Here is a 19,954-nt window from a genome sequence, read left to right as displayed (position 1 = left end):
GCTAAGATCCAGAGTCAAAAAGTGTGATCTAGTATGAACTTTTACGGCAATAACCAGTCCAATAACACAGTGAAATGATAATGTGCCCAGCGCTTGAATCTGTTTAAGCAGATGCTAAAATATCTGCGCTGAGACAAAACTGCACTAAACATGCAATGAGAGGGTTTTGAATGACCAAAGAAATGCAAACTTTAGCCTTAGTACCCCAAGGTAGTCTGGAAGCCTATATTCGGGCCGCCAACGCCTATCCGATGCTGACCGCAGAGGAAGAACGGGAGCTGGCTGAACGGCTGCATTACCAGGGCGATCTGGGAGCGGCTAAACAGCTTATCCTGTCTCACCTGCGCTTTGTCGCTCATGTTGCCCGCAACTATTCCGGGTATGGTTTGCCACAGGCTGACCTTATTCAGGAAGGTAATATTGGCTTGATGAAAGCAGTTCGCCGTTTTAACCCTGAAGTCGGGGTACGTCTGGTGTCCTTTGCGGTACATTGGATCAAAGCAGAAATTCACGAATATGTTCTGCGTAACTGGCGAATTGTCAAAGTCGCAACCACCAAAGCTCAGCGTAAATTGTTCTTCAACCTGCGTAAAACCAAGCAGCGTCTGGGTTGGTTTAATCAGGATGAAGTCGAGCTGGTTGCCAAAGAACTGGGTGTGACCAGTAAAGATGTTCGCGAGATGGAATCACGCATGTCCGCACAGGATATGACATTTGATCCATCTCCAGATGACGAAGCACGTGATGGTCAATCCATGGCGCCGGTCCTGTATTTACAGGATAAAACCTCTGATTTTGCTGATGGCATTGAAGAGGATAACTGGGATAACCATGCGGCAGATAAATTGTCTTATGCGTTGGAAGGATTGGACGAGCGGAGCCAGCATATTATTCGCGCCCGTTGGTTGGACGATGACAACAAGTCAACGTTGCAGGAACTGGCCGATCAGTACGGTGTATCTGCTGAACGTGTGCGTCAGCTTGAAAAAAACGCGATGAAAAAATTACGCATGGCGATTGAAGCCTAATACATATACCCAAAACCATTAGCATTGCAGCTAAACACAACTGTGATGTTAGGTTACAACGGGATATGACGTAACATGAAGGGCGATATTATTTATTAATGTCGCCCTTTTGCTTTTTTGGCACTCTTCATCAACAAAATTTATTTAGCAAAACCCGCTTTATCTAGCAAAACCAAATGAGCTGAGATCGCTATTTTATTGATACTGGCTATTTGTGCCAGCCTTGTGTGCCACGGCTAAAACCACAGGCGTGCATAAAACCATCCATCGCCTCATGTTGTTCGGCTATAACCTGCTCATCCTTAAGTTGCCAGTGCTGTACTGTCGGTAACTGACGCTGCGTTTCTTCGATCAAATATAATCCCACGCCACGGCGACGAGTCACCTCTCTGACATACAAATCCTGAAACTCAGCCTGCTGACCATTCACCGTGATTTTGACTGCACCTAATAGACGCTCGTTAAAACGCGCGCCAAACAGCGGCTTACCATCGTTAATCCACTGCTGCCAGAGCGTTGGCTGTTGTTCAGGCCAGATCTTCGCTAAATCGATAAGATCCTGATGAGTAAGGGTTGTTAATCGTTCAATAGTCAGTTTCATCGTCGAGAGACCACAAAAAAGTAAGGGTAATGGGGCTGTGGTTTATTGTACTAGATCACAGACCAGAGCGTTGTGTAAGTTTTTCTGTACGTTCACGGCGGAAAATGTTTTTTCGCTACTGCATTTTCCGAGTTTTACCGGAGTAAAAGATCACATAACCAGCACAACCCACTATCATTTGAGTAAAACCCATTCAATTTAATCCTAATTTTATGCTGTTTACACCGCTTGTTTCTGCTTGTCCTAGTTGATTTGCAGCATAAAACTCCTGTTTAATGACATGAAAAATAAAGTCTTATTAGAGAAATCTATTACTTTTGAGACTAAATCATTATTACTTATGAATAAAACGTTACATTCGATAAAACGTTAAGACCGACACAACAAGCACGTTCACAATGACAGATGGGGAATTCGCGGATGAAATTAACAAAAGGTAAAGTGTTGCTGGCTGGGTGTATAGCAATGGCGATGAGCCACTCTGTACTGGCTAAAGACATTAAAGTCGCCATTGTTGGCGCGATGTCAGGCCCGGTTGCCCAATATGGTGACATGGAATTTACCGGCGCACGTCAGGCTATTGCTGATATCAATGCCAAAGGTGGAATCAAAGGCGATAAACTGGTTGGCGTGGAATACGATGATGCCTGCGACCCGAAACAAGCTGTCGCCGTTGCCAACAAAGTCATTAACGACGGTATTCGTTATGTTATCGGCCATCTGTGCTCTTCTTCAACTCAGCCTGCTTCAGACATTTATGAAGATGAAGGTGTGATTATGATCACTCCTGCTGCAACCAATGCCGATCTGACCACGCGTGGTTACAAAATGATCATGCGCACCACCGGTTTGGATTCTGATCAAGGCCCAACCGCTGCCAAATATATCATTGAGACTATTAAGCCTAAACGTATTGCAGTGGTACACGATAAGCAGCAGTACGGTGAAGGCTTGGCGCGTTCTGTACGTGACAGCTTGAAAAAGCAAGGTACCGAAGTGGTGCTGTTTGAAGGCGTGACCGCGGGTGATAAAGATTTCTCTACGTTGGTGGCTCGTCTGAAGAAAGAGAATGTCGATTTCGTCTACTTTGGTGGTTACTACCCAGAGATGGGGCAGATCCTGCGTCAGGCGAAGCAAGCAGGTCTGACAGCTCGCTTTATGGGGCCAGAGGGTGTTGGTAACTCCTCACTATCTAATATCGCTGGTGACGCTTCTGAAGGCATGCTGGTGACATTACCGAAACGTTATGATCAGGTGCCAACTAACCAGCCTATTGTTGATGCGCTGAAAGCGAAGAAACTTGACCCAACCGGTCCGTTTGTTTGGACAACCTATGCTGCATTGCAATCGCTAACCACAGCAATGGAACGTAGCGGCAGCCAAGAGCCGGCTGATTTGGTCAAAGATCTGAAAACCGGTAAGCCGGTTGAAACAGTGATGGGGCCATTGAGTTGGGATGAAAAAGGCGATTTGAAAGGGTTTGAATTCGGTATTTTTGAATGGCACGCAGATGGTTCTTCAACTGCGGTCAAATAACAATAATATTAGAATCATTAAGTTGTAGGGTTGCTCTCGCAGCAACCCGGCCCCTTTTACCAACTGCATCCCCCCATGTTTCGGGGGGATTTTCCTCTCTGCACACAGTAGATTTGGCGCAGTTGGCTAGGGCAGCCAGGCAAGTGAATCAAAGGGTTAGGGTATGTCAGAGCAGTTTCTTTATTTTCTGCAACAGATGTTCAACGGTGTTACGTTGGGCAGCACGTATGCGCTGATCGCCATTGGTTATACCATGGTGTACGGCATTATCGGCATGATCAACTTTGCTCACGGCGAAGTGTATATGATCGGCAGCTACGTTTCGTTTATCGTGATCGCCGCATTGATGATGATGGGGATCGACGCTAGCTGGTTATTGATCGGCTCTGCTTTTCTCGTCTCTATCGTGATCGCCAGTGCTTATGGTTGGAGTATTGAACGGGTGGCCTATAAGCCGGTTCGTAGCTCCAAGCGTTTGATTGCACTGATCTCGGCGATTGGGATGTCAATCTTCCTGCAAAACTACGTCAGCCTGACGCAAGGCTCACGGGATTTAGCACTACCGAGTTTGGTTACTGGGCAATGGACTTTGGCAGAAACCAATGGGTTTGCCGCGACCATCAGCACCATGCAACTGACCATCTGGGTAGTCACTTTCTTGGCGATGCTGGCATTAACCTTATTTATCCGCTATTCCCGTATGGGGCGTGCCTGCCGTGCCTGTGCTGAAGACTTAAAAATGGCGAGCCTGCTGGGTATTAATACTGACCGGGTTATCTCGCTGACCTTTGTTATCGGGGCATTGATGGCCGCCGTGGCAGGGGTATTACTTGGCCAGTTCTATGGGGTTATCAACCCATATATTGGTTTTATGGCCGGTATGAAAGCCTTCACCGCAGCCGTATTGGGTGGCATTGGTAGTATTCCTGGCGCGATGATCGGTGGCTTGATTCTGGGTGTGGCTGAAGCATTAACTTCTGCTTATCTAAGCACTGAATACAAAGATGCAGTTTCATTCGCATTGCTGATTGTGGTGCTGCTTGTTATGCCTACTGGGATCTTAGGCCGTCCAGAGGTTGAAAAAGTATGAAACAACTCAACTTTGTTAATGCCATTATTTCCAGTTTTGTGCTCTTCGTCCTTGCCTCGTTTGTAATGGGTTTGCAGTTGCAGTTAGACGGCACCAAACTCATTGTGCAAGGGGCGGCAGAAGTCCGCTGGCTGTGGATTGGCGCGGGTTGTATCGTGGTGTTTTTCTTCCAACTGGTGCGCCCGTACATCCAGCAAGGTATTAAAAAAGTCTCTGGTCCGGCATGGGTATTGCCTAGTTTTGATGGCACCAGCCCCCGTCAAAAACTATTAGCCGCAGCAATTATTATCGCCGCAATCGCCTGGCCGTTCCTGGTCTCCAGAGGTTCAGTGGATATTGCGACCCTGACGTTGATTTATGTCATGTTGGGGTTGGGATTGAACGTTGTCGTGGGGCTATCTGGCCTGCTGGTACTAGGCTACGGTGGATTTTATGCCATTGGTGCCTATACCTATGCGCTGTTGAATCACTATTACGGTTTAGGTTTTTGGGAGAGTTTACCGCTGGCTGGCATAGTCGCAGCACTGTCTGGCTTCTTGTTGGGCTTCCCAGTATTACGTTTGCGGGGGGATTACCTGGCGATTGTCACTTTGGGTTTTGGTGAAATTGTACGTATTTTGCTGCTCAATAATACGGAAATCACCGGTGGCCCGAATGGGATTAGCCAAATTCCAAAACCAACACTATTTGGTTTAGAGTTCAGCCGCACTGCGAAGGATGGCGGTTGGGATACTTTCCACAACTTCTTTGGCCTGACTTATGATCCTAGTGACCGTATCATTTTCTTGTATATGGTGGCGTTGTTATTAGTGATCCTGACCTTGTTTGTGATCAATCGACTGCTGCGTATGCCGCTGGGCCGAGCATGGGAAGCATTGCGTGAAGATGAAATCGCCTGCCGCTCATTGGGCCTTAGCCCAACCAAAATCAAACTGACTGCATTTACTATCAGTGCCGCGTTTGCTGGTTTTGCCGGTACTTTGTTTGCCGCCCGACAGGGTTTCGTTAGTCCTGAATCCTTCACCTTTGTTGAATCGGCTTTCGTGCTAGCGATTGTGGTGTTAGGTGGCATGGGGTCGCAGTTCGCGGTCATCCTGGCGGCGGTATTGCTGGTGGTTTCGCGGGAATTAATGCGTGACCTCAATGCTTACAGTATGTTGCTGTTAGGTGCATTGATGGTACTGATGATGATTTGGCGTCCACAAGGGTTGCTGCCAATGAAACGGCCACAGCTAAAGCTAAAAGTCGCAGAGATAAAAGCTAAAAAAGGGGAGCAGGTATGAATACGCAACCTTTGTTAGCAGTTGAAGGGCTGTCCATGCGTTTTGGTGGGTTACTGGCGGTGAACAATGTGGGTCTGACCCTCAATCAGGGTGAGATTGTCTCGCTGATTGGCCCTAATGGGGCAGGTAAGACCACAATTTTTAACTGCCTAACCGGTTTTTACCGCCCGACTGGCGGCACGATTAAGTTACGTGATCGTCATCTTGAAGGGCTGCCCGGCCAGATGATTGCCCGAATGGGGGTGATTCGTACTTTCCAGCATGTGCGTCTGTTCCGTGAAATGACGGTGGTGGAGAACCTGCTGGTGGCTCAGCATCAGCACCTTAAAAGTGGGGTTTTTGCCGGTTTGCTGAAAACCCCCGGTTTTCGGCGAGCAGAGGCCGACGCGTTGGAGCGTGCAGCCACTTGGTTGGAGCGTGTCGGCCTATTAGAGCTGGCAAACCGACAGGCGGGGAATTTGGCCTATGGTCAGCAGCGTCGTCTGGAAATTGCCCGCTGCATGGTGACTCGCCCTGAGCTATTGATGTTAGATGAGCCCGCTGCGGGATTGAACCCCAAAGAGACTGATGAACTGAATCAGTTGATTATGGAGTTACGTGACCAACACCAAGTCTCGGTATTGTTAATCGAACATGATATGAAACTGGTGATGGGAATTTCTGATCGCATTTATGTGGTCAATCAGGGAACGCCGTTAGCACAAGGCACACCCAGCGAAATCCGTAATAACCCGGATGTGATCCGGGCCTATTTGGGCGAATAACTTATTTTTAAGTAGAAGTATTTTTGGGTAAATAAAAAGTGGGCGAGGCATAAACATAACATGTTGTCATTTAATAACGTTTCAGCCCATTACGGCAAAATTCAGGCATTGCATCAGGTTAGCCTGCATATTCAACAAGGTGAGATCGTTACACTGATTGGTGCTAACGGTGCGGGTAAAACCACACTGTTGGGGACATTGTGTGGTGAGCCTCGTGCGACCGAGGGCAGTATTGTTTTTGGTGAGCAGAATATTACGGATTGGCAGACCGCACGCATTATGCGTGAGGCGATTGCGATTGTTCCTGAAGGCCGACGGGTATTTTCCCGGATGACGGTTGAAGAAAATCTGGCGATGGGGGGATTTTTCGCTGATCGTCAGCAATATCAGCAACGTATTGAACGGGTTTACGACTTGTTCCCGCGATTATTTGAACGTCGGGCTCAGCGAGCAGGAACCATGTCTGGTGGCGAGCAACAGATGTTGGCGATAGGCCGTGCCCTGATGAGCCAGCCAAAATTACTGTTACTGGATGAACCTTCATTAGGATTAGCACCGATAATTATTCTGCAAATATTTGATACTATTCAACAATTACGAGAAGAAGGGATGACTATTTTCCTCGTTGAGCAGAATGCGAATCAGGCTTTGAAGTTAGCAGATCGTGGCTATGTACTAGAGAATGGTCGTATTGTTCTGGAGGACACGGGGGCTGCGTTGTTAGCTAATGAAGCCGTGCGTTCAGCTTATCTGGGCGGTTAAATCGTCGTTTTTCATTATCTATGAAGGCCCGTTTCCGGGCCTTAGTTATTAGCTAATCATAAAGCTATCTTCTAGCTGTTCGGCATCATGCCTGTGGTGTAATAGTGAAATTGAGTGTATCGCTATAACTTCCTTTATCGGTTGTCTTGGTATTATAAAGCCGTATGCGTGGTGACCAGCACATTTCACCGTTATTATCATTTCTCAACTGAATAAACTTTTTCTCTTTTGGCAGTAAAAAGTTTTTCGTATTACCTGCTTGGCTTTGAAATTCCACGGTATAACCGATGGTCTTATCACTCTCAGCTTCCTTTAACTGAAAATGTACAGTGTTTGCTGCTAATCCATTTCGGTTGGTGGCGCTAATCATATAACGCGTCCGTTGAATCCCGGTGGCGCGATAGCGGATACAAAAACGGTTACCTACTGGATTAATCAATGGCGCGTGTACGCTTTTCCCTTTAGCGCCGCGCTCAATTTTCTCAAGTAATTCATCTAAATCGAAAGACTTCAATTGCCATGTTTTTGCGTCCATACGGAATTTAGGATCAATTTTAAGGGCTTCTGGTGCCACGTCTGCCTGAGGATTAAAGAGTGTGCATTGTTTGCCATTCTGACCAAAGGAAACGCCAGTAGATGACATTAATGAGTGATATTGCCCTTTGTAATGGATCGCACCTCCTACAGTTGCACCGATTCTGATATCCTTGAGGACATGTGCGGCAACCTTGAATGAAACATAGTAATACTTCTTGTCAAAGGGTGATGATTTGAGATCACGGTTGAACAGTATTTCCTGAGTATTATCATTCGAATCTGAGGGCGCTTCGCCATTGAGCGAAAGATTAGTGATATCATTAAATTGAATACTGAAATCTCGTGAACCATCAGCTTTATAGAAATAAAGTGACAGGAGCGCACGCCGGTTAGGTAACCCGATATTTCTCATCTCATCAGTTGGGATATTTAGTAATTCTCCCCAGGCTAATATATGCTTTCCATTTACCATTGTTCCTGATGAGGAATATAAATCTTTCAGCATCGCCCGAAAATAAACCTCCACGCTGTCATCAGCGTTTAGTTTGATTTTGCAATTAGAGTATTGTTGGGTGTAGGGATAAAAATAGAGGTTTGCCATAGCTATAGGCTGAATTATTAGCAATAATAGCCCCATAAGGAATAGTCTGTATTTAACATTCACTTGATTATCTCTCCATGACTATCAGTTATTTATTTCAGCTATTCGTTTCAAATATTAATGTTAGCTGCCCATGATATTTCCCTGCGGAATTTGGCCCACTGGGCGCTAATGCTGAAATATGTAATATATAGTCGGTACTGGTTTGGCGGGTTCTACCCTGGGTTATGTTGAATGTCTCAGGGATAGCCGATAACACGCGCAGGTTGGCGCGATCCGTGCCCCAGCGCACTTGCGCGGGGGAGAATGCCTGATCTGCTCCCGTCAATACAGTAGAGTGACGAGTCAGTATCAGTGGATTTTTCACCGAAATTCGAAATCCTTCTTGCCTGCGTAGCTTGACGACTACTGGGAGTTCCTTTTGATACAGCAAGTGATTTTCGGGGCTACTTTCCAGTTTTATACTGCTATACCAACCCCCTTGTGGCTTTTCAACCTCGATCCTGGGGTGTGCTGTCACTTCTAACCTGACATCGATATTCCCCAGAGGAATTGAATCTGCCCTTGCCTGTGAGGGGAGTAATAGGGATAGGGCGATGATTTTTATGATATTCATAATGTTCCTTATCTTTACCCTGCGATACATCGCAAGTTGAAGGGCTTATCCTCGATCATTCCTCGTACATCACTGACCGCCAGCTGCCGATGTTGGTCGGGATAGAGATTAAAGTCCTCTATATCCTGTTCCTGGGTTTTCAACTGACGCCACTGTAGGCGGGTGTTACCGGTATTCTCCAACACCATCCCCCCGTCAAGACAGTGGTGTGCCCACTGGGGTTGCGGTGATGCCGCCAGATGCCTGACCAATCCCATATAACTTAACTGCACCCCCAACACGGCAGTATGGCCACCGGTAACTTGCAAGTTATTAACCGGTACTACTGCGAGTCGATATACCTGCTCTTTATCCGGCGTGCTAAGTGCTTTAAGAAATATTCTCCCACTCTGCTTTGGTCCCAGAGTCAGTTTTGCTGGGAATGCAAACAGTGCGGGATGTTGCTGTTCGCCTACCGAGGTTAGTGATTCTTGTTCTGGCGACTCACCTGGGTTATTAAGCTGGTACAGTTGAACTGTCACGTACTCAGGGTCTAAACCGTAATTAGTTACTGTCACCACTGTACTTTCCTGCTCTATTTCCAGCACATGTGGCTGAATATCTATGGCACTGAAAACCGAGGGCGGCAGGAGGCTAGCCGCAATGAACAGTAAACGTTTCATTATCTACCTTACCGCTGAGTCGTTTGGTTGACAGGGTGATGGGGGTTCCGGGATATAGATTCAGGCTATCTGTCTTGTCGCCGGAGTTCAGTTGCTCAAATTTGCTATGAACCGTGCCGCTGGAGGTAAGCATGAGATGACCGCCCGGCAAGCATTGATGCTGCCAGTGACGAGTCTGTGCAGTTAAAGGGGGTACATGATGAATCAACACACCATAACCAATACTGATGGTCATGGGAGCATGGATTTTGCTTTTGTCCTCATGCTGACCGACAGCTTTGATATCGACTACCGGGTTGATATACAGCCGATACAGCGTTTCCTGCGTCGGAGATTTTAAGGGCAATAGTCTAATATTACGCTTCTGTTTCGGTCCTAAAGTAATCCGGTTGGGGTTAAAAATCATTTCAGGCTGCGAGATATCACTTATCAGTGTTTTCTGTTCAGGATGCACCCCGGGGTTGTCTACTCGTTGTAGTGTGATATCCAGATACAGTGGCTTATCACCGCTGTTATAGACTTGGATTGTCCGGTGTTGGTCCAGTGATTCCACTGTGGTACGGGTAGGGATAGCCACTAACTGCGCATAAGTGGCGGTAATCGGTACCAACAAGAAGGCGATAGTGGAGAGTAAATAGGCATATTTCATAACAATTCCTGTTGGTATTAATCTAAGTGACAAAGATAAATATGATCGCGTTGCTGGCTCATATTGCAGCGGTAACGGGCTAAGTGGTTTTGAACCTGAATATTTCTCAGCTTGGCACGAGAGTGAATAGAAAATAGTCCATTGGGGTGGACGGTATCTCCAGTTTCCTGAATAACCCCGCTAACAGGTTGCCCGTGCTCATCCTTGAGAAAACCGCTGTAAAGCAGGTTCAATGTGATATCGGCCTTACTGGAAAAAACTTGCCCAGGATGGGCGCGAGCAATATTGACGGGTAACTGAATATTCATATCCAGGTCATTGCGTTCGATATGTGTTTGCACAAAGAAACGGTCCTGATACCGTGGAATCGGTATAGCGTAAGTACCCGCGCCGGTTATCGGATGGCCTTCCGCATTGAAGCTATATGGCGTGCCAGCTAAGTCCGGTGTCTCTATCAGTAATGCGGTTCCGCTGTAGCTGCTGCGGCCTAATGCCATGCCTTGCGGGCTGATAGCCAGCATGCCGCTATAACTGATGCTGCCATTGGCTATCTTGTTATCAACTCCCATTCGTGCCGATACATCACCACGGCTGCCACTGCGATGAGCAAAGCTGCCGATGCTGGATGTTTTCCCACTGGCACTGCCATCAATACCCAAGGTGCTGTTGCCATAGTTATCGTTAAATTCTTTTTGATAACTGGCACTGGTAACCAACTGCTGCTGATCATAGGCACTGTTGATGCTGGCGCTGCTTTTGAGAAAGGAGAGTGTGGTATTAAGAAATACACCGTAATTATTCTGGTTGTTCCATTGCCCGCCTTTTTGTACACCAAGGGACAGCGCAAGGTTATATTGCGGCCGTCGCCAGTCCCAGCGGCTTTGGATACGGTGCTGCTGGCTGGTGCTAAATTGATTGAATTGATAGCTCAGTTGGATTGGCCCCAATTGGCGACTATAAGAAGCTGATGTGCTACCCGCATTTGGTGCGTATATAGACACACCTGGTGTTTGATAACGGGATACAGAGGCATATCCTAGTACGGTGCTTCCACCGGTTATGCGCAGATATCCGCCATCACGTTTTTCGCCAGACATCACGCCCAGAGTAGGGGTAAGGTCGAGATCAGAAAAAATAAAGGGGCGCGAAATATTCCCTTCTGCTGCCCAGTGGCTGGCGCTATCTTTGAGTAGCGTGATATTAGCTTGCACGCTTTGCAGGTTCATACTGCGGCCAAACTGCATCAGGTGGGGAGAGCTATGGCTACGCGCCATTCCTTTACCCATAGTCAGGAACCAGCCATTATTGGTTTGAGTGTTAATATTACTGATGGTTTGGCTTTCCTGGCTGACGACTTTCCCTGTACGGTCGACTAACCGGACCTCAACGTTGTAATAGCCGCCGGGAAGTTGGTTGTAATCAATTTCATTACGGCCCAGTTGGGCAGGGATTCGGCGGATAAGTTGGTTATCGCGATAGATTTCGAAATCGCCATCGCTGGTGGCATATAGCACTAAGCTGCCCGCGGAGGGCTTATTAATAGTTAAGTAACTTTGGCTACCCAGCGTCACGAATTGGTCTAAAGCAGGGTTAATCAGGGTATGAATGCTGCCAGCACTGTTATCCAGATTATTTTGTTTACCTGCCCGTAGGTAGTGTGCTTGGAAGTTCTTTTGCAAATACCAACTATCGATACCTATTTGAGTTTGCTGTTGATATTGGGGCTGGTGTGTGGCGTGATAACTGTTTTTTGAACGGCTAGTGTTATAAAACCAATTAGCGAAGCCAAAAGATTGCAAGGGTAGACCAATATATCCTTGCCCTCGGCCTGAAATAGCGCGGTAATTTTCTGCAGTCATACGCAGGTCAAAGGATTGATTATGGACCAATCCCCAAGTGGTGACAGGCATTAAATAACGGTTGCTGTTATTGGTTACCGTTACTACATTATTGACCTTATCTACGGTGACGCGATGATTAGATAAGATATAATCGCAGCCATTCTGGCATTGCAAATAAGGTATTTGGGGTAAAATATTTTCTAATAGAATAATTGATTGTTCATCAATATGGTTGTTGCGATATTGTTGTTGATCAAAACTTAACTGCTGTTTTTTTTCCGAGAAAAAAAATGGACTGGGTAATGTTTTGCCCTCTAATATACCCAGTAATTGTAGTGTATTATTTTCTTCCACAGCGGAAAAACCAACAGGTATTAATTGTTCGATCGTTATCTCTTCTGCCTGTGCTGAAATAATTGTAGCAAGTAATAAAAAAAGTAAAGTGGCCTTATTAATTATTAGATTGTTTGTCATAGGATTCCATTCCACTGTTAACTACTATTGCGATATGCCTTCTCCCTTTGAATAATATATTTCTATGGTAATGGTTCTGGTTACACCATTACGTTATGTTTTTGGTTCAAAGGAGCATGCAGCCAGGAGTTTACCCCCTGACTGTATGTGTTAATAATAAGGAAATTATAATGTTTTACTGAGTTATGCAGCCGTTTCAATAACTAGATTAAGTGTGCCAGTGTATACTTCGGCAGACTTAAGTCCGTTGCCGTTTACGCTAATGTCTAGAGTGGTATCGAGTACTGAGTTAGTTAAGGGGAATGTTGCCATATGACCACCAAGCCCAACATTAGCAGCTCTACTCAGCATCGTATTACCTATCATTACGGTAGGGGTAGATTGTATTCTTGAACCATTGTTAGACACTAAATCAAATGGTTTTCCAAGGCCAATACGAACTTTACTGTCGCCATTAGATTCTACTCGGATGTTCTCTGTCGCCTTGTATGAGTTCATGGTGGAGTTCATGCTAAGTTTAATTAAACTCAGTTCGTCACCATTTGATTTGGAAAATTTGACTATTTGAGGTACTTCTAATTCAACCGTAATCTCTTTCGTTAATGCAGGTTTGAAATATACACTCTGATCAGACTGATTCATACTCTGAATACCTTGAATTTGAGCGTTATTTATACCAGATTGTAAACTTGTCATTACATTCGCATTGGCGCTAACACTGGTGGTTAATATCGCCATAGTAATAATAGAAAGTAGCGTCTTTTTCATTATTAAATACCTGATAGTCCGTTATATATAAAATCCTTATCCAACTGGAAAGGGATTAATGATGCTTGTGGCTTTTATGGTGATGATAATGAGGGTGTTAAAAGTCATGTTAATACACTTCCACATAAGCCGGAAAGAACACTAACATTTTAAATGGTATTTTTTCAAGTAAGAGTTAGTCCTATTTTATTGTGCTGATTATATTGCATTTAATATTGTTATGGATGGCTGGTGTAATATTATTAATATTTATTCTTGATGGAATTTTTAGTGTTTACGTGTGGGTTTTTAAGTTTTTTTAATTTAATATTGTTTTTTAAATGGTGGTAATTTTATTTTTATAATGGTTTGTGTTATTGGGGTAATTAATGATGTTGACATGTCTTGTTTATTTTTATGTCATTTTTATGTCATTTTTATGTCATGTAATTGTTATATTTCCGTCATGAAAGGGTGTCATGTTTGCTTGCGAACAAAAACTGATTTATTTCGCTCACTTGTCCACAGTAATTCATTGATGTGAGCTATACGGATTTATTCAGGGGCCAATATGTTTAATAAAATCATTCGTAAGACATCGCTTGGTATTGCGCTTACATTGGCATTTAGTGCCAATACGATGGCAGTGACTGAAATTCCTTTTTGGCATTCGATGGAAGGGGAGTTAGGTGTCGAGGTTAATTCATTAGCTGACCGATTTAACCAGTCCCATAGCGACTATAAAATCGTACCTGTATATAAAGGGAACTACGAACAGAGCCTGGCGGCAGGGATAGCCGCGTTTCGCTCGGGTAAAGCCCCCGCAATCTTGCAGGTGTATGAAGTGGGCACTGCCACCATGATGGCCAGCAAGGCGATTAAGCCGGTATTCCAAGTATTTAAAGATGCCAATATCAAATTTGATGAATCGGTGTTTGTGCCAACAGTGGCCGGTTATTACACCGATGCCAAAACCGGTCACTTATTATCTCAACCATTTAACAGTTCCACTCCCGTGTTGTACTACAACAAAGATGCCTTTAAGAAAGCAGGGCTGAACCCGGATCAACCGCCAAAAACATGGCAGGAATTGGCGGCCGATACTGCAAAACTGCGCGCTGCGGGTTCAAGCTGTGGGTACGCCAGCGGCTGGCAGGGTTGGATTCAAATTGAAAACTTCAGTGCCTGGCACGGCCAACCTATTGCCAGCCGTAACAATGGCTTTGATGGCACCGATGCGGTACTGGAATTCAATAAGCCAGTACAGATTAAGCACATCCAGTTGCTGTCAGATATGAATAAAAAAGGCGATTTCACCTATTTTGGCCGCAAAGATGAGTCCACTGCCAAGTTCTATAACGGTGATTGTGCCATTACCACTGCTTCTTCAGGTTCCCTTGCGGATATTCGCCATTACGCCAAATTTAACTATGGCGTTGGCATGATGCCTTACGATTCTGACGAGAAAAATGTACCACAAAACGCCATTATCGGCGGTGCCAGTCTGTGGGTGATGGATGGCAAAGATAAAGATACTTACAAAGGTGTCGCTGAATTCCTGCAATACTTGGCTCAACCGGAAATTGCTGCTGAATGGCATCAGAAGACGGGTTACCTACCGATTACGACGGCAGCCTATGAGCTGACTAAACAGCAAGGTTTCTATGATAAGAACCCAGGTGCTGACGTGGCGACTCGCCAGATGTTGAACAAACCGCCATTGCCGTACACCAAAGGCTTGCGTCTGGGCAACATGCCACAGATCCGTACCGTGGTAGATGAAGAGTTGGAAGGGGTGTGGACCGGTAAGAAGACAGCTCAAGAAGCGTTGGATAGCGCCGTTAAACGTGGTGATGTGTTACTACGCCGCTTTGAACAAGCTAATCAATAAGGTTATTTGGCTACTCTACTTGCCAGTTTGGGTGCACTGTTCGCACCCAAACTGCCTGCGCCAATAACGCCAACAAATAGTGCTGTGCGGTATTAAATTAGGGCGTCACGTTTTCAATTAGCACGCTGGTGTAATCAATATCACATCTGAGAAACGGTTAATTTTATGTCACCTTCCCGTCCCGGTTTCTCCTGTAGTTGGTTGCCTTACCTGTTGGTATTGCCCCAACTGGCCATTACCGCTGTTTTCTTCCTGTGGCCTGCCGGGGAGGCGCTGTGGTACTCGGTACAAATGTTGGACCCTTTTGGCCTCTCCAATAAATTTGTCGGGCTGAGTAACTTTATTCAGCTTTTTCAGGATGAATACTATTTGGCTTCGTTTTATACCACGCTGATTTTTAGCTCGTTGGTGGCTGGTATTGGTTTGATTGTTTCGCTGTTTCTGGCCGCCATGGTGGATTACGTTCTGCGCGGCAGCCGTATCTATCAAACCTTAATGATTCTGCCGTATGCGGTGGCCCCTGCTATCGCTGCTGTATTGTGGATTTTCCTGTTTAATCCGGGGCTGGGGTTGATAACACATTTCCTTGCCACATTGGGTTACAACTGGAACCACGCGCAAAACAGCGGGCAGGCCATGTTCTTGGTGGTGTTGGCTTCAGTATGGAAGCAAATCAGTTATAACTTCCTGTTTTTCCTTGCCGCGCTGCAATCCATTCCGCGCTCATTGGTTGAAGCCGCTGCTATTGACGGCGCCGGACCAGTACGCCGCTTCTTTAATCTGGTGCTGCCGCTGATTTCACCGGTCAGTTTCTTCCTGCTGGTGGTGAATCTGGTCTATGCCTTCTTCGATACTTTCCCCGTTATCGATGCGGCGACGGGCGGTGGGCCGATGCAAGCCACGACGACCCTGATTTATAAAATTTATCGCGAAGGCTTTGCTGGCCTGGACTTATCTAGCTCTGCCGCTCAGTCGGTGGTGCTGATGTTACTGGTGATTGGCCTGACGGTTATCCAGTTCCGTTTTGTTGAACGTAAGGTGCGTTACCAATGATTGAGAATCGTCGTGGGCTGGACATTTTTTGTCACGTCATGCTGATTATCGGCGTGTTACTGATTTTATTCCCACTGTATGTGGCTTTTGTTGCCGCGTCGCTGGATGACACCCAAGTGTTTCAGGTGCCGATGACCCTGATCCCCGGGCCCTATTTGTGGCAGAACATCAGTCACATCTGGCATGCCGGAGTGGGGAATAACAGTGCACCGTTCGGGTTGATGCTGTTTAACAGTTTTGTGATGGCATTTGCGATTACTGTTGGCAAAATCACCGTGTCGATGTTGTCTGCTTATGCCATCGTTTACTTTCGTTTCCCGCTACGTAACCTGTTTTTTTGGTTGATTTTTCTGACACTGATGCTGCCGGTGGAAGTGCGTATTTTCCCAACAATTCAGGTGATTGCGAACCTGAATATGCTCGACAGTTATACCGGGTTGACCCTGCCGCTGATGGCGTCAGCCACTGCAACGTTCTTATTCCGCCAGTTCTTTATGACCCTGCCCGATGAGCTATTGGAAGCGGCGCGCATTGACGGTGCCGGGGCGATGCGCTTTTTTTGGGATATCGTATTGCCACTATCTAAAACTAATTTGGCCGCGCTGTTTGTGATCACTTTTATCTATGGTTGGAACCAATATCTTTGGCCAATTTTGATTACCAGCGATACCTCTATGGGCACCGCGGTGGCTGGGATAAGGAGCATGATCTCTAGCTCAGGTGCGCCAACCCAATGGAATCAGGTGATGGCAGCGATGATCCTGACTTTAATTCCACCGGTCGCGGTGGTCCTTCTGATGCAGCGTTGGTTTGTACGCGGCCTGGTAGACAGTGAGAAGTAATCTGATATGGCATGTTTAAAACTTCAGGCAGTAACCAAATCTTATGACGGCGTCACGCCAGTGATTAAACAAATTGATTTAGATGTCGCCGACGGTGAATTCATCGTAATGGTTGGCCCTTCTGGCTGTGGTAAATCGACGCTGCTGCGTATGGTTGCTGGATTGGAGCGCACCACCAGTGGTGATATCTATATTGATAATCAGCGGGTTACCCATATGGAACCCAAAGATCGTGGCATCGCGATGGTGTTTCAGAACTACGCGCTGTATCCCCACATGAGTGTGTTTGACAACATGGCTTATGGCCTAAAAATTCGTGGTTTTGGCAAAGAGCAGATCCGCCAGCGAGTGGATGAAGCCGCACGTATTCTGGAACTGCAACCGCTACTAAAACGTAAACCGCGTGAACTATCTGGCGGCCAGCGGCAGCGGGTGGCAATGGGGCGGGCCATTGTGCGTGAACCGGCGGTTTTCTTGTTTGATGAGCCACTTTCCAATCTGGATGCCAAACTGCGGGTGCAGATGCGCCTTGAGCTGCAACAGTTGCACCGCCGACTAAAAACCACCAGTCTATATGTGACCCATGATCAGGTTGAGGCGATGACATTGGCTCAGCGGGTGATTGTGATGAATAAAGGGGTTGCCGAACAAATTGGTACGCCAAGCGAGGTTTACCAACGGCCAGCGACACTGTTTGTGGCCAGTTTTATCGGTTCACCGGCGATGAACCTGTTAGCTGGCACTGTCAGCCCAGATGGGCACGCCTTTATTTTATCTGATAGCCTAACTCTGCCGTTGGAACAGCCTCGGCCACAATGGGCGGATCGGCGCTTGACCCTCGGCATTCGCCCGGAGCATATTCAGCAGGTAACTTCGGCGCAGGGTATACCGATGCCACTATTGACGCTGGAATTGTTGGGTGCAGATAATCTGGCACATGGTCAGTGGGGTGGACAGAGTGTTATTGCCCGCCTATCCCACGAGGAAATGCCTGTGGTGGGCAGTACATTACATTTATATTTACCACCAACGGCGCTGCACTTTTTTGATTCAGATAGCGGACTACGGATGGAATCATGAGTAAAAACTGGCCTTACCCTTCGATCGTCGCTCACCGCGGTGGTGGTTCACTGGCACCGGAAAACACCTTAGCAGCCATTGATGTTGGCGCTCGTTATGGCCACAAGATGATTGAGTTTGACGTAAAATTATCGCACGACGGCCAGATATTTCTATTGCATGACGATACGCTGGAACGCACCAGTAATGGCTGGGGAGTTGCCGGTGATTTGTCATGGGAAAAACTTTTTCAATTAGATGCCGGAGACTGGTATAGCACAGCATTTCGTGGTGAGCGCCTGCCTCTTTTATCCGAAGTGGCAGCTCGCTGTGCACAGCATGATATGGCTGCTAATATCGAGATTAAACCCACCACTGGCACTGAAATAGCCACTGGCCGAGCTATTGCACTGGCTGCCCGCTTGTTGTGGCAAGGTCAGGCGATACCGCCGTTATTGTCCTCTTTTTCGTTTGATGCATTAGCTGCAGCCCAGCAGGCCGCACCTGAGCTGCCACGTGGTTTATTGTTGGATAAATGGGATGACAACTGGCAGGCGATGACCCGTCAGTTGGATTGTGTCTCTTTGCACATTAACTACAAACAGTTGACCGCGGAGCGAGTAGCGTTACTCAAAGCCGCCGGGCTGCGTATTTTGGTCTATACCGTCAACCAACCAGCGCGTGCGCAGGAATTGTTAAAGTGGGGCGTTGACTGTATCTGTACTGACCGTATAGATTTGATATGCCCTCGTCCTTGAAGCTACAGGGGGTTAGCTTGCTGCATACCTACCTGTAACTCCAATGACTTTGATATAAATAAAACAGGAAACAGAGTAGGTCAGTCATTCTTACATTTACGGGCTGACCTGGCCCGGCTTGACAGGAAGTGAACCATGCCCGCCTTTGTTATTTCGCTCTGGCACCAGATTGTGTTGTCTTCACCGTTATTTGTGCTGCTTGCGCTGGGTTACTGTTTGGTACGATTTGGTAAGTGGCCCTCTGCCATAACTGATGGCCTGACCCGCTTTGTTTTCTCCCTCGCATTGCCCGCTATGCTGTTTCGTATGATGTGCGATTTCTCTGAGCGCCCAGCGGTGGATGCACGCCTGCTGATTGCCTTTTTTGGTAGTTGTCTAGTGGTGTTTGTTATCGGGCGGATTGTTGCCAGCCGGATATTTCATCTGGATGGCGTGTCCGGTTCCGTTTTTGCCCTCGGCGGCATTTTCTCTAATAACGTGATGCTGGGCCTGCCTATTGCCACCATTATGTTGGGGGAGAAATCTATCCCAGCAGTGGCGCTGGTTTTGGTGTTTAACGGCCTGATCCTCTGGACATTAGTCACCATCTCGGTGGAGTGGGCGCGCAATGGCTCGCCAACACTGGAGGGCTTTGCGAAAACTGCTCGTAGCGTGCTGACTAACCCTCTGATTATAGGAATTATTTCCGGCACTTTATTCAGCCTGACTGGTCTGCAATTACCGCAGTTTATTGATCAACCTGTAACCATGTTAGGGCAGGTAGCACCGCCGTTGTCGCTGATTGTATTGGGAATGGGGCTGGCGGAATATCGCGTCACGGAAGGCTGGCAAATCAGCAGTGCGATCTGTTTTCTCAAATTGATTGTTCAGCCGATGGTGATCTGGGCATTGGCATGGGCGATGGGCCTGCCAGCGCTGGAAACGCAGGTGGTGGTATTACTGGGGTCAATGGCTACCGGCGTGAATGTGTATCTGATGTCACGCCAGTTTAATGTACTGACTGGCCCCGCCGCCGCCAGTTTGGTGATGTCTACAGTGCTTGCCGCGGTCACAACACCGTTAATCCTGACCATTATCGGCGTGGGAATGTAACTCTTAGGTGATTATTGGAATAGTACCTGAGATGAAGATAGTTCGACTGGGTTAAATACGAGCAGATG

At 46.8% G+C, this 19,954-nt stretch carries 19 protein-coding genes; 12 read left to right on the top strand and 7 right to left on the bottom strand.

Annotated elements, in window-relative coordinates:
- Positions 1 to 170: 170 nt before the first annotated feature.
- Positions 171 to 1,028, top strand: coding sequence for an RNA polymerase sigma factor RpoH (gene rpoH, locus V1953_RS20035; protein ID WP_004391342.1), 858 nt, complete (start codon positions 171 to 173; stop codon positions 1,026 to 1,028).
- 208 nt (positions 1,029 to 1,236) lie between these two features.
- On the opposite strand, the gene panM is transcribed toward rpoH, so the two are convergent.
- Positions 1,237 to 1,629: an aspartate 1-decarboxylase autocleavage activator PanM gene (gene panM / locus V1953_RS20030; protein ID WP_083161963.1), complete on the bottom strand. Its 393-nt coding sequence runs from the start codon at positions 1,627 to 1,629 to the stop codon at positions 1,237 to 1,239.
- Between the two features lie 420 nt (positions 1,630 to 2,049).
- Here panM and V1953_RS20025 point away from each other — a divergent pair, with 420 nt between their 5' ends.
- From V1953_RS20025 to livF, 5 genes are all read left to right on the top strand, one after another.
- Positions 2,050 to 3,165: a branched-chain amino acid ABC transporter substrate-binding protein gene (locus V1953_RS20025; RefSeq protein WP_083161965.1), complete on the top strand. Its 1,116-nt coding sequence runs from the start codon at positions 2,050 to 2,052 to the stop codon at positions 3,163 to 3,165.
- A gap of 163 nt (positions 3,166 to 3,328) precedes the next feature.
- Positions 3,329 to 4,255, top strand: a complete 927-nt coding sequence (livH, locus tag V1953_RS20020) for a high-affinity branched-chain amino acid ABC transporter permease LivH (RefSeq protein WP_083161967.1) — start codon at positions 3,329 to 3,331, stop codon at positions 4,253 to 4,255.
- Positions 4,252 to 5,538, top strand: coding sequence for a high-affinity branched-chain amino acid ABC transporter permease LivM (locus V1953_RS20015; RefSeq protein ID WP_083161969.1), 1,287 nt, complete (start codon positions 4,252 to 4,254; stop codon positions 5,536 to 5,538). The genes livH and V1953_RS20015 overlap by 4 nt, the downstream gene beginning before the upstream one ends.
- Complete coding sequence (gene livG, locus V1953_RS20010) at positions 5,535 to 6,302, top strand: high-affinity branched-chain amino acid ABC transporter ATP-binding protein LivG (protein ID WP_083161971.1); 768 nt, start codon at positions 5,535 to 5,537, stop codon at positions 6,300 to 6,302. The genes V1953_RS20015 and livG overlap by 4 nt, the downstream gene beginning before the upstream one ends.
- 60 nt (positions 6,303 to 6,362) lie before the next feature.
- The gene (gene livF, locus V1953_RS20005) at positions 6,363 to 7,064 is read left to right on the top strand and encodes a high-affinity branched-chain amino acid ABC transporter ATP-binding protein LivF (RefSeq protein WP_083161973.1); all 702 of its coding nucleotides are present in this window, start codon (positions 6,363 to 6,365) and stop codon (positions 7,062 to 7,064) included.
- An 85-nt stretch (positions 7,065 to 7,149) separates the two neighbouring features.
- Here the strand turns inward: livF and V1953_RS20000 are convergent, their stop codons facing one another.
- From V1953_RS20000 to V1953_RS19975, 6 genes are all read right to left on the bottom strand, one after another.
- Positions 7,150 to 8,265 carry a hypothetical protein gene (locus V1953_RS20000; protein ID WP_442851240.1) on the bottom strand — a complete coding sequence of 372 codons (1,116 nt, stop codon included), beginning with the start codon at positions 8,263 to 8,265 and terminating at the stop codon, positions 7,150 to 7,152.
- A gap of 34 nt (positions 8,266 to 8,299) precedes the next feature.
- Positions 8,300 to 8,818: a fimbrial protein gene (locus V1953_RS19995; RefSeq protein WP_083161978.1), complete on the bottom strand. Its 519-nt coding sequence runs from the start codon at positions 8,816 to 8,818 to the stop codon at positions 8,300 to 8,302.
- 14 nt (positions 8,819 to 8,832) lie between these two features.
- Positions 8,833 to 9,480, bottom strand: a complete 648-nt coding sequence (locus V1953_RS19990; protein WP_442851239.1) for a hypothetical protein — start codon at positions 9,478 to 9,480, stop codon at positions 8,833 to 8,835.
- Positions 9,452 to 10,129: a fimbria/pilus periplasmic chaperone gene (locus tag V1953_RS19985; RefSeq protein ID WP_083161982.1), complete on the bottom strand. Its 678-nt coding sequence runs from the start codon at positions 10,127 to 10,129 to the stop codon at positions 9,452 to 9,454. The genes V1953_RS19990 and V1953_RS19985 overlap by 29 nt, the downstream gene beginning before the upstream one ends.
- Positions 10,130 to 10,146: 17 nt before the next feature.
- Complete coding sequence (locus tag V1953_RS19980) at positions 10,147 to 12,444, bottom strand: TcfC E-set like domain-containing protein (RefSeq protein ID WP_442851238.1); 2,298 nt, start codon at positions 12,442 to 12,444, stop codon at positions 10,147 to 10,149.
- Between the two features lie 183 nt (positions 12,445 to 12,627).
- Positions 12,628 to 13,212, bottom strand: a complete 585-nt coding sequence (locus tag V1953_RS19975; RefSeq protein ID WP_083161986.1) for a CS1 type fimbrial major subunit — start codon at positions 13,210 to 13,212, stop codon at positions 12,628 to 12,630.
- Between the two features lie 550 nt (positions 13,213 to 13,762).
- On the opposite strand from V1953_RS19975, the gene ugpB reads away from it, so the two are divergent.
- From ugpB to V1953_RS19945, 6 genes are all read left to right on the top strand, one after another.
- On the top strand, positions 13,763 to 15,082 hold the full coding sequence (gene ugpB, locus V1953_RS19970; RefSeq protein ID WP_083161988.1) for a sn-glycerol-3-phosphate ABC transporter substrate-binding protein UgpB: 1,320 nt from the start codon (positions 13,763 to 13,765) through the stop codon (positions 15,080 to 15,082).
- 165 nt (positions 15,083 to 15,247) lie between these two features.
- Positions 15,248 to 16,135, top strand: a complete 888-nt coding sequence (gene ugpA, locus V1953_RS19965; protein WP_083161990.1) for a sn-glycerol-3-phosphate ABC transporter permease UgpA — start codon at positions 15,248 to 15,250, stop codon at positions 16,133 to 16,135.
- Positions 16,132 to 16,977, top strand: coding sequence for a sn-glycerol-3-phosphate ABC transporter permease UgpE (gene ugpE / locus V1953_RS19960; RefSeq protein WP_442821358.1), 846 nt, complete (start codon positions 16,132 to 16,134; stop codon positions 16,975 to 16,977). The genes ugpA and ugpE overlap by 4 nt, the downstream gene beginning before the upstream one ends.
- A 6-nt stretch (positions 16,978 to 16,983) precedes the next feature.
- A complete protein-coding gene (locus tag V1953_RS19955) occupies positions 16,984 to 18,057 on the top strand; it encodes a sn-glycerol-3-phosphate import ATP-binding protein UgpC (RefSeq protein WP_083161994.1) in 1,074 nt (357 codons plus the stop codon).
- Positions 18,054 to 18,794 (top strand): glycerophosphodiester phosphodiesterase, encoded by a 741-nt coding sequence (gene ugpQ / locus V1953_RS19950; protein ID WP_083161996.1) that lies wholly within the window; start codon positions 18,054 to 18,056, stop codon positions 18,792 to 18,794. The genes V1953_RS19955 and ugpQ overlap by 4 nt, the downstream gene beginning before the upstream one ends.
- A gap of 135 nt (positions 18,795 to 18,929) precedes the next feature.
- Positions 18,930 to 19,886 carry an AEC family transporter gene (locus tag V1953_RS19945; protein ID WP_083161997.1) on the top strand — a complete coding sequence of 319 codons (957 nt, stop codon included), beginning with the start codon at positions 18,930 to 18,932 and terminating at the stop codon, positions 19,884 to 19,886.
- Positions 19,887 to 19,954: the final 68 nt, after the last annotated feature.

It is taken from the genome of Yersinia sp. 2541 StPb PI, from assembly GCF_052217145.1.
In the GTDB taxonomy this organism is placed as follows: Bacteria; Pseudomonadota; Gammaproteobacteria; order Enterobacterales; family Enterobacteriaceae; genus Yersinia; species Yersinia enterocolitica_E.
Note: the sequence above shows the minus strand (reverse complement) of the source record. Positions and strands in the feature narration are given on the sequence as shown.

Coding starts and splice junctions, on each gene's coding strand:
- rpoH (WP_004391342.1), top strand. CDS start 171: ATGACCAAAGAAATGCAAACTTTAGCCTTAGTACCCCAAGGTAGTCTG.
- panM (WP_083161963.1), bottom strand. CDS start 1,629: ATGAAACTGACTATTGAACGATTAACAACCCTTACTCATCAGGATCTT.
- V1953_RS20025 (WP_083161965.1), top strand. CDS start 2,050: ATGAAATTAACAAAAGGTAAAGTGTTGCTGGCTGGGTGTATAGCAATG.
- livH (WP_083161967.1), top strand. CDS start 3,329: ATGTCAGAGCAGTTTCTTTATTTTCTGCAACAGATGTTCAACGGTGTT.
- V1953_RS20015 (WP_083161969.1), top strand. CDS start 4,252: ATGAAACAACTCAACTTTGTTAATGCCATTATTTCCAGTTTTGTGCTC.
- livG (WP_083161971.1), top strand. CDS start 5,535: ATGAATACGCAACCTTTGTTAGCAGTTGAAGGGCTGTCCATGCGTTTT.
- livF (WP_083161973.1), top strand. CDS start 6,363: ATGTTGTCATTTAATAACGTTTCAGCCCATTACGGCAAAATTCAGGCA.
- V1953_RS19995 (WP_083161978.1), bottom strand. CDS start 8,818: ATGAATATCATAAAAATCATCGCCCTATCCCTATTACTCCCCTCACAG.
- V1953_RS19990 (WP_442851239.1), bottom strand. CDS start 9,480: ATGAAACGTTTACTGTTCATTGCGGCTAGCCTCCTGCCGCCCTCGGTT.
- V1953_RS19985 (WP_083161982.1), bottom strand. CDS start 10,129: ATGAAATATGCCTATTTACTCTCCACTATCGCCTTCTTGTTGGTACCG.
- V1953_RS19980 (WP_442851238.1), bottom strand. CDS start 12,444: ATGACAAACAATCTAATAATTAATAAGGCCACTTTACTTTTTTTATTA.
- V1953_RS19975 (WP_083161986.1), bottom strand. CDS start 13,212: ATGAAAAAGACGCTACTTTCTATTATTACTATGGCGATATTAACCACC.
- ugpB (WP_083161988.1), top strand. CDS start 13,763: ATGTTTAATAAAATCATTCGTAAGACATCGCTTGGTATTGCGCTTACA.
- ugpA (WP_083161990.1), top strand. CDS start 15,248: ATGTCACCTTCCCGTCCCGGTTTCTCCTGTAGTTGGTTGCCTTACCTG.
- ugpE (WP_442821358.1), top strand. CDS start 16,132: ATGATTGAGAATCGTCGTGGGCTGGACATTTTTTGTCACGTCATGCTG.
- V1953_RS19955 (WP_083161994.1), top strand. CDS start 16,984: ATGGCATGTTTAAAACTTCAGGCAGTAACCAAATCTTATGACGGCGTC.
- ugpQ (WP_083161996.1), top strand. CDS start 18,054: ATGAGTAAAAACTGGCCTTACCCTTCGATCGTCGCTCACCGCGGTGGT.
- V1953_RS19945 (WP_083161997.1), top strand. CDS start 18,930: ATGCCCGCCTTTGTTATTTCGCTCTGGCACCAGATTGTGTTGTCTTCA.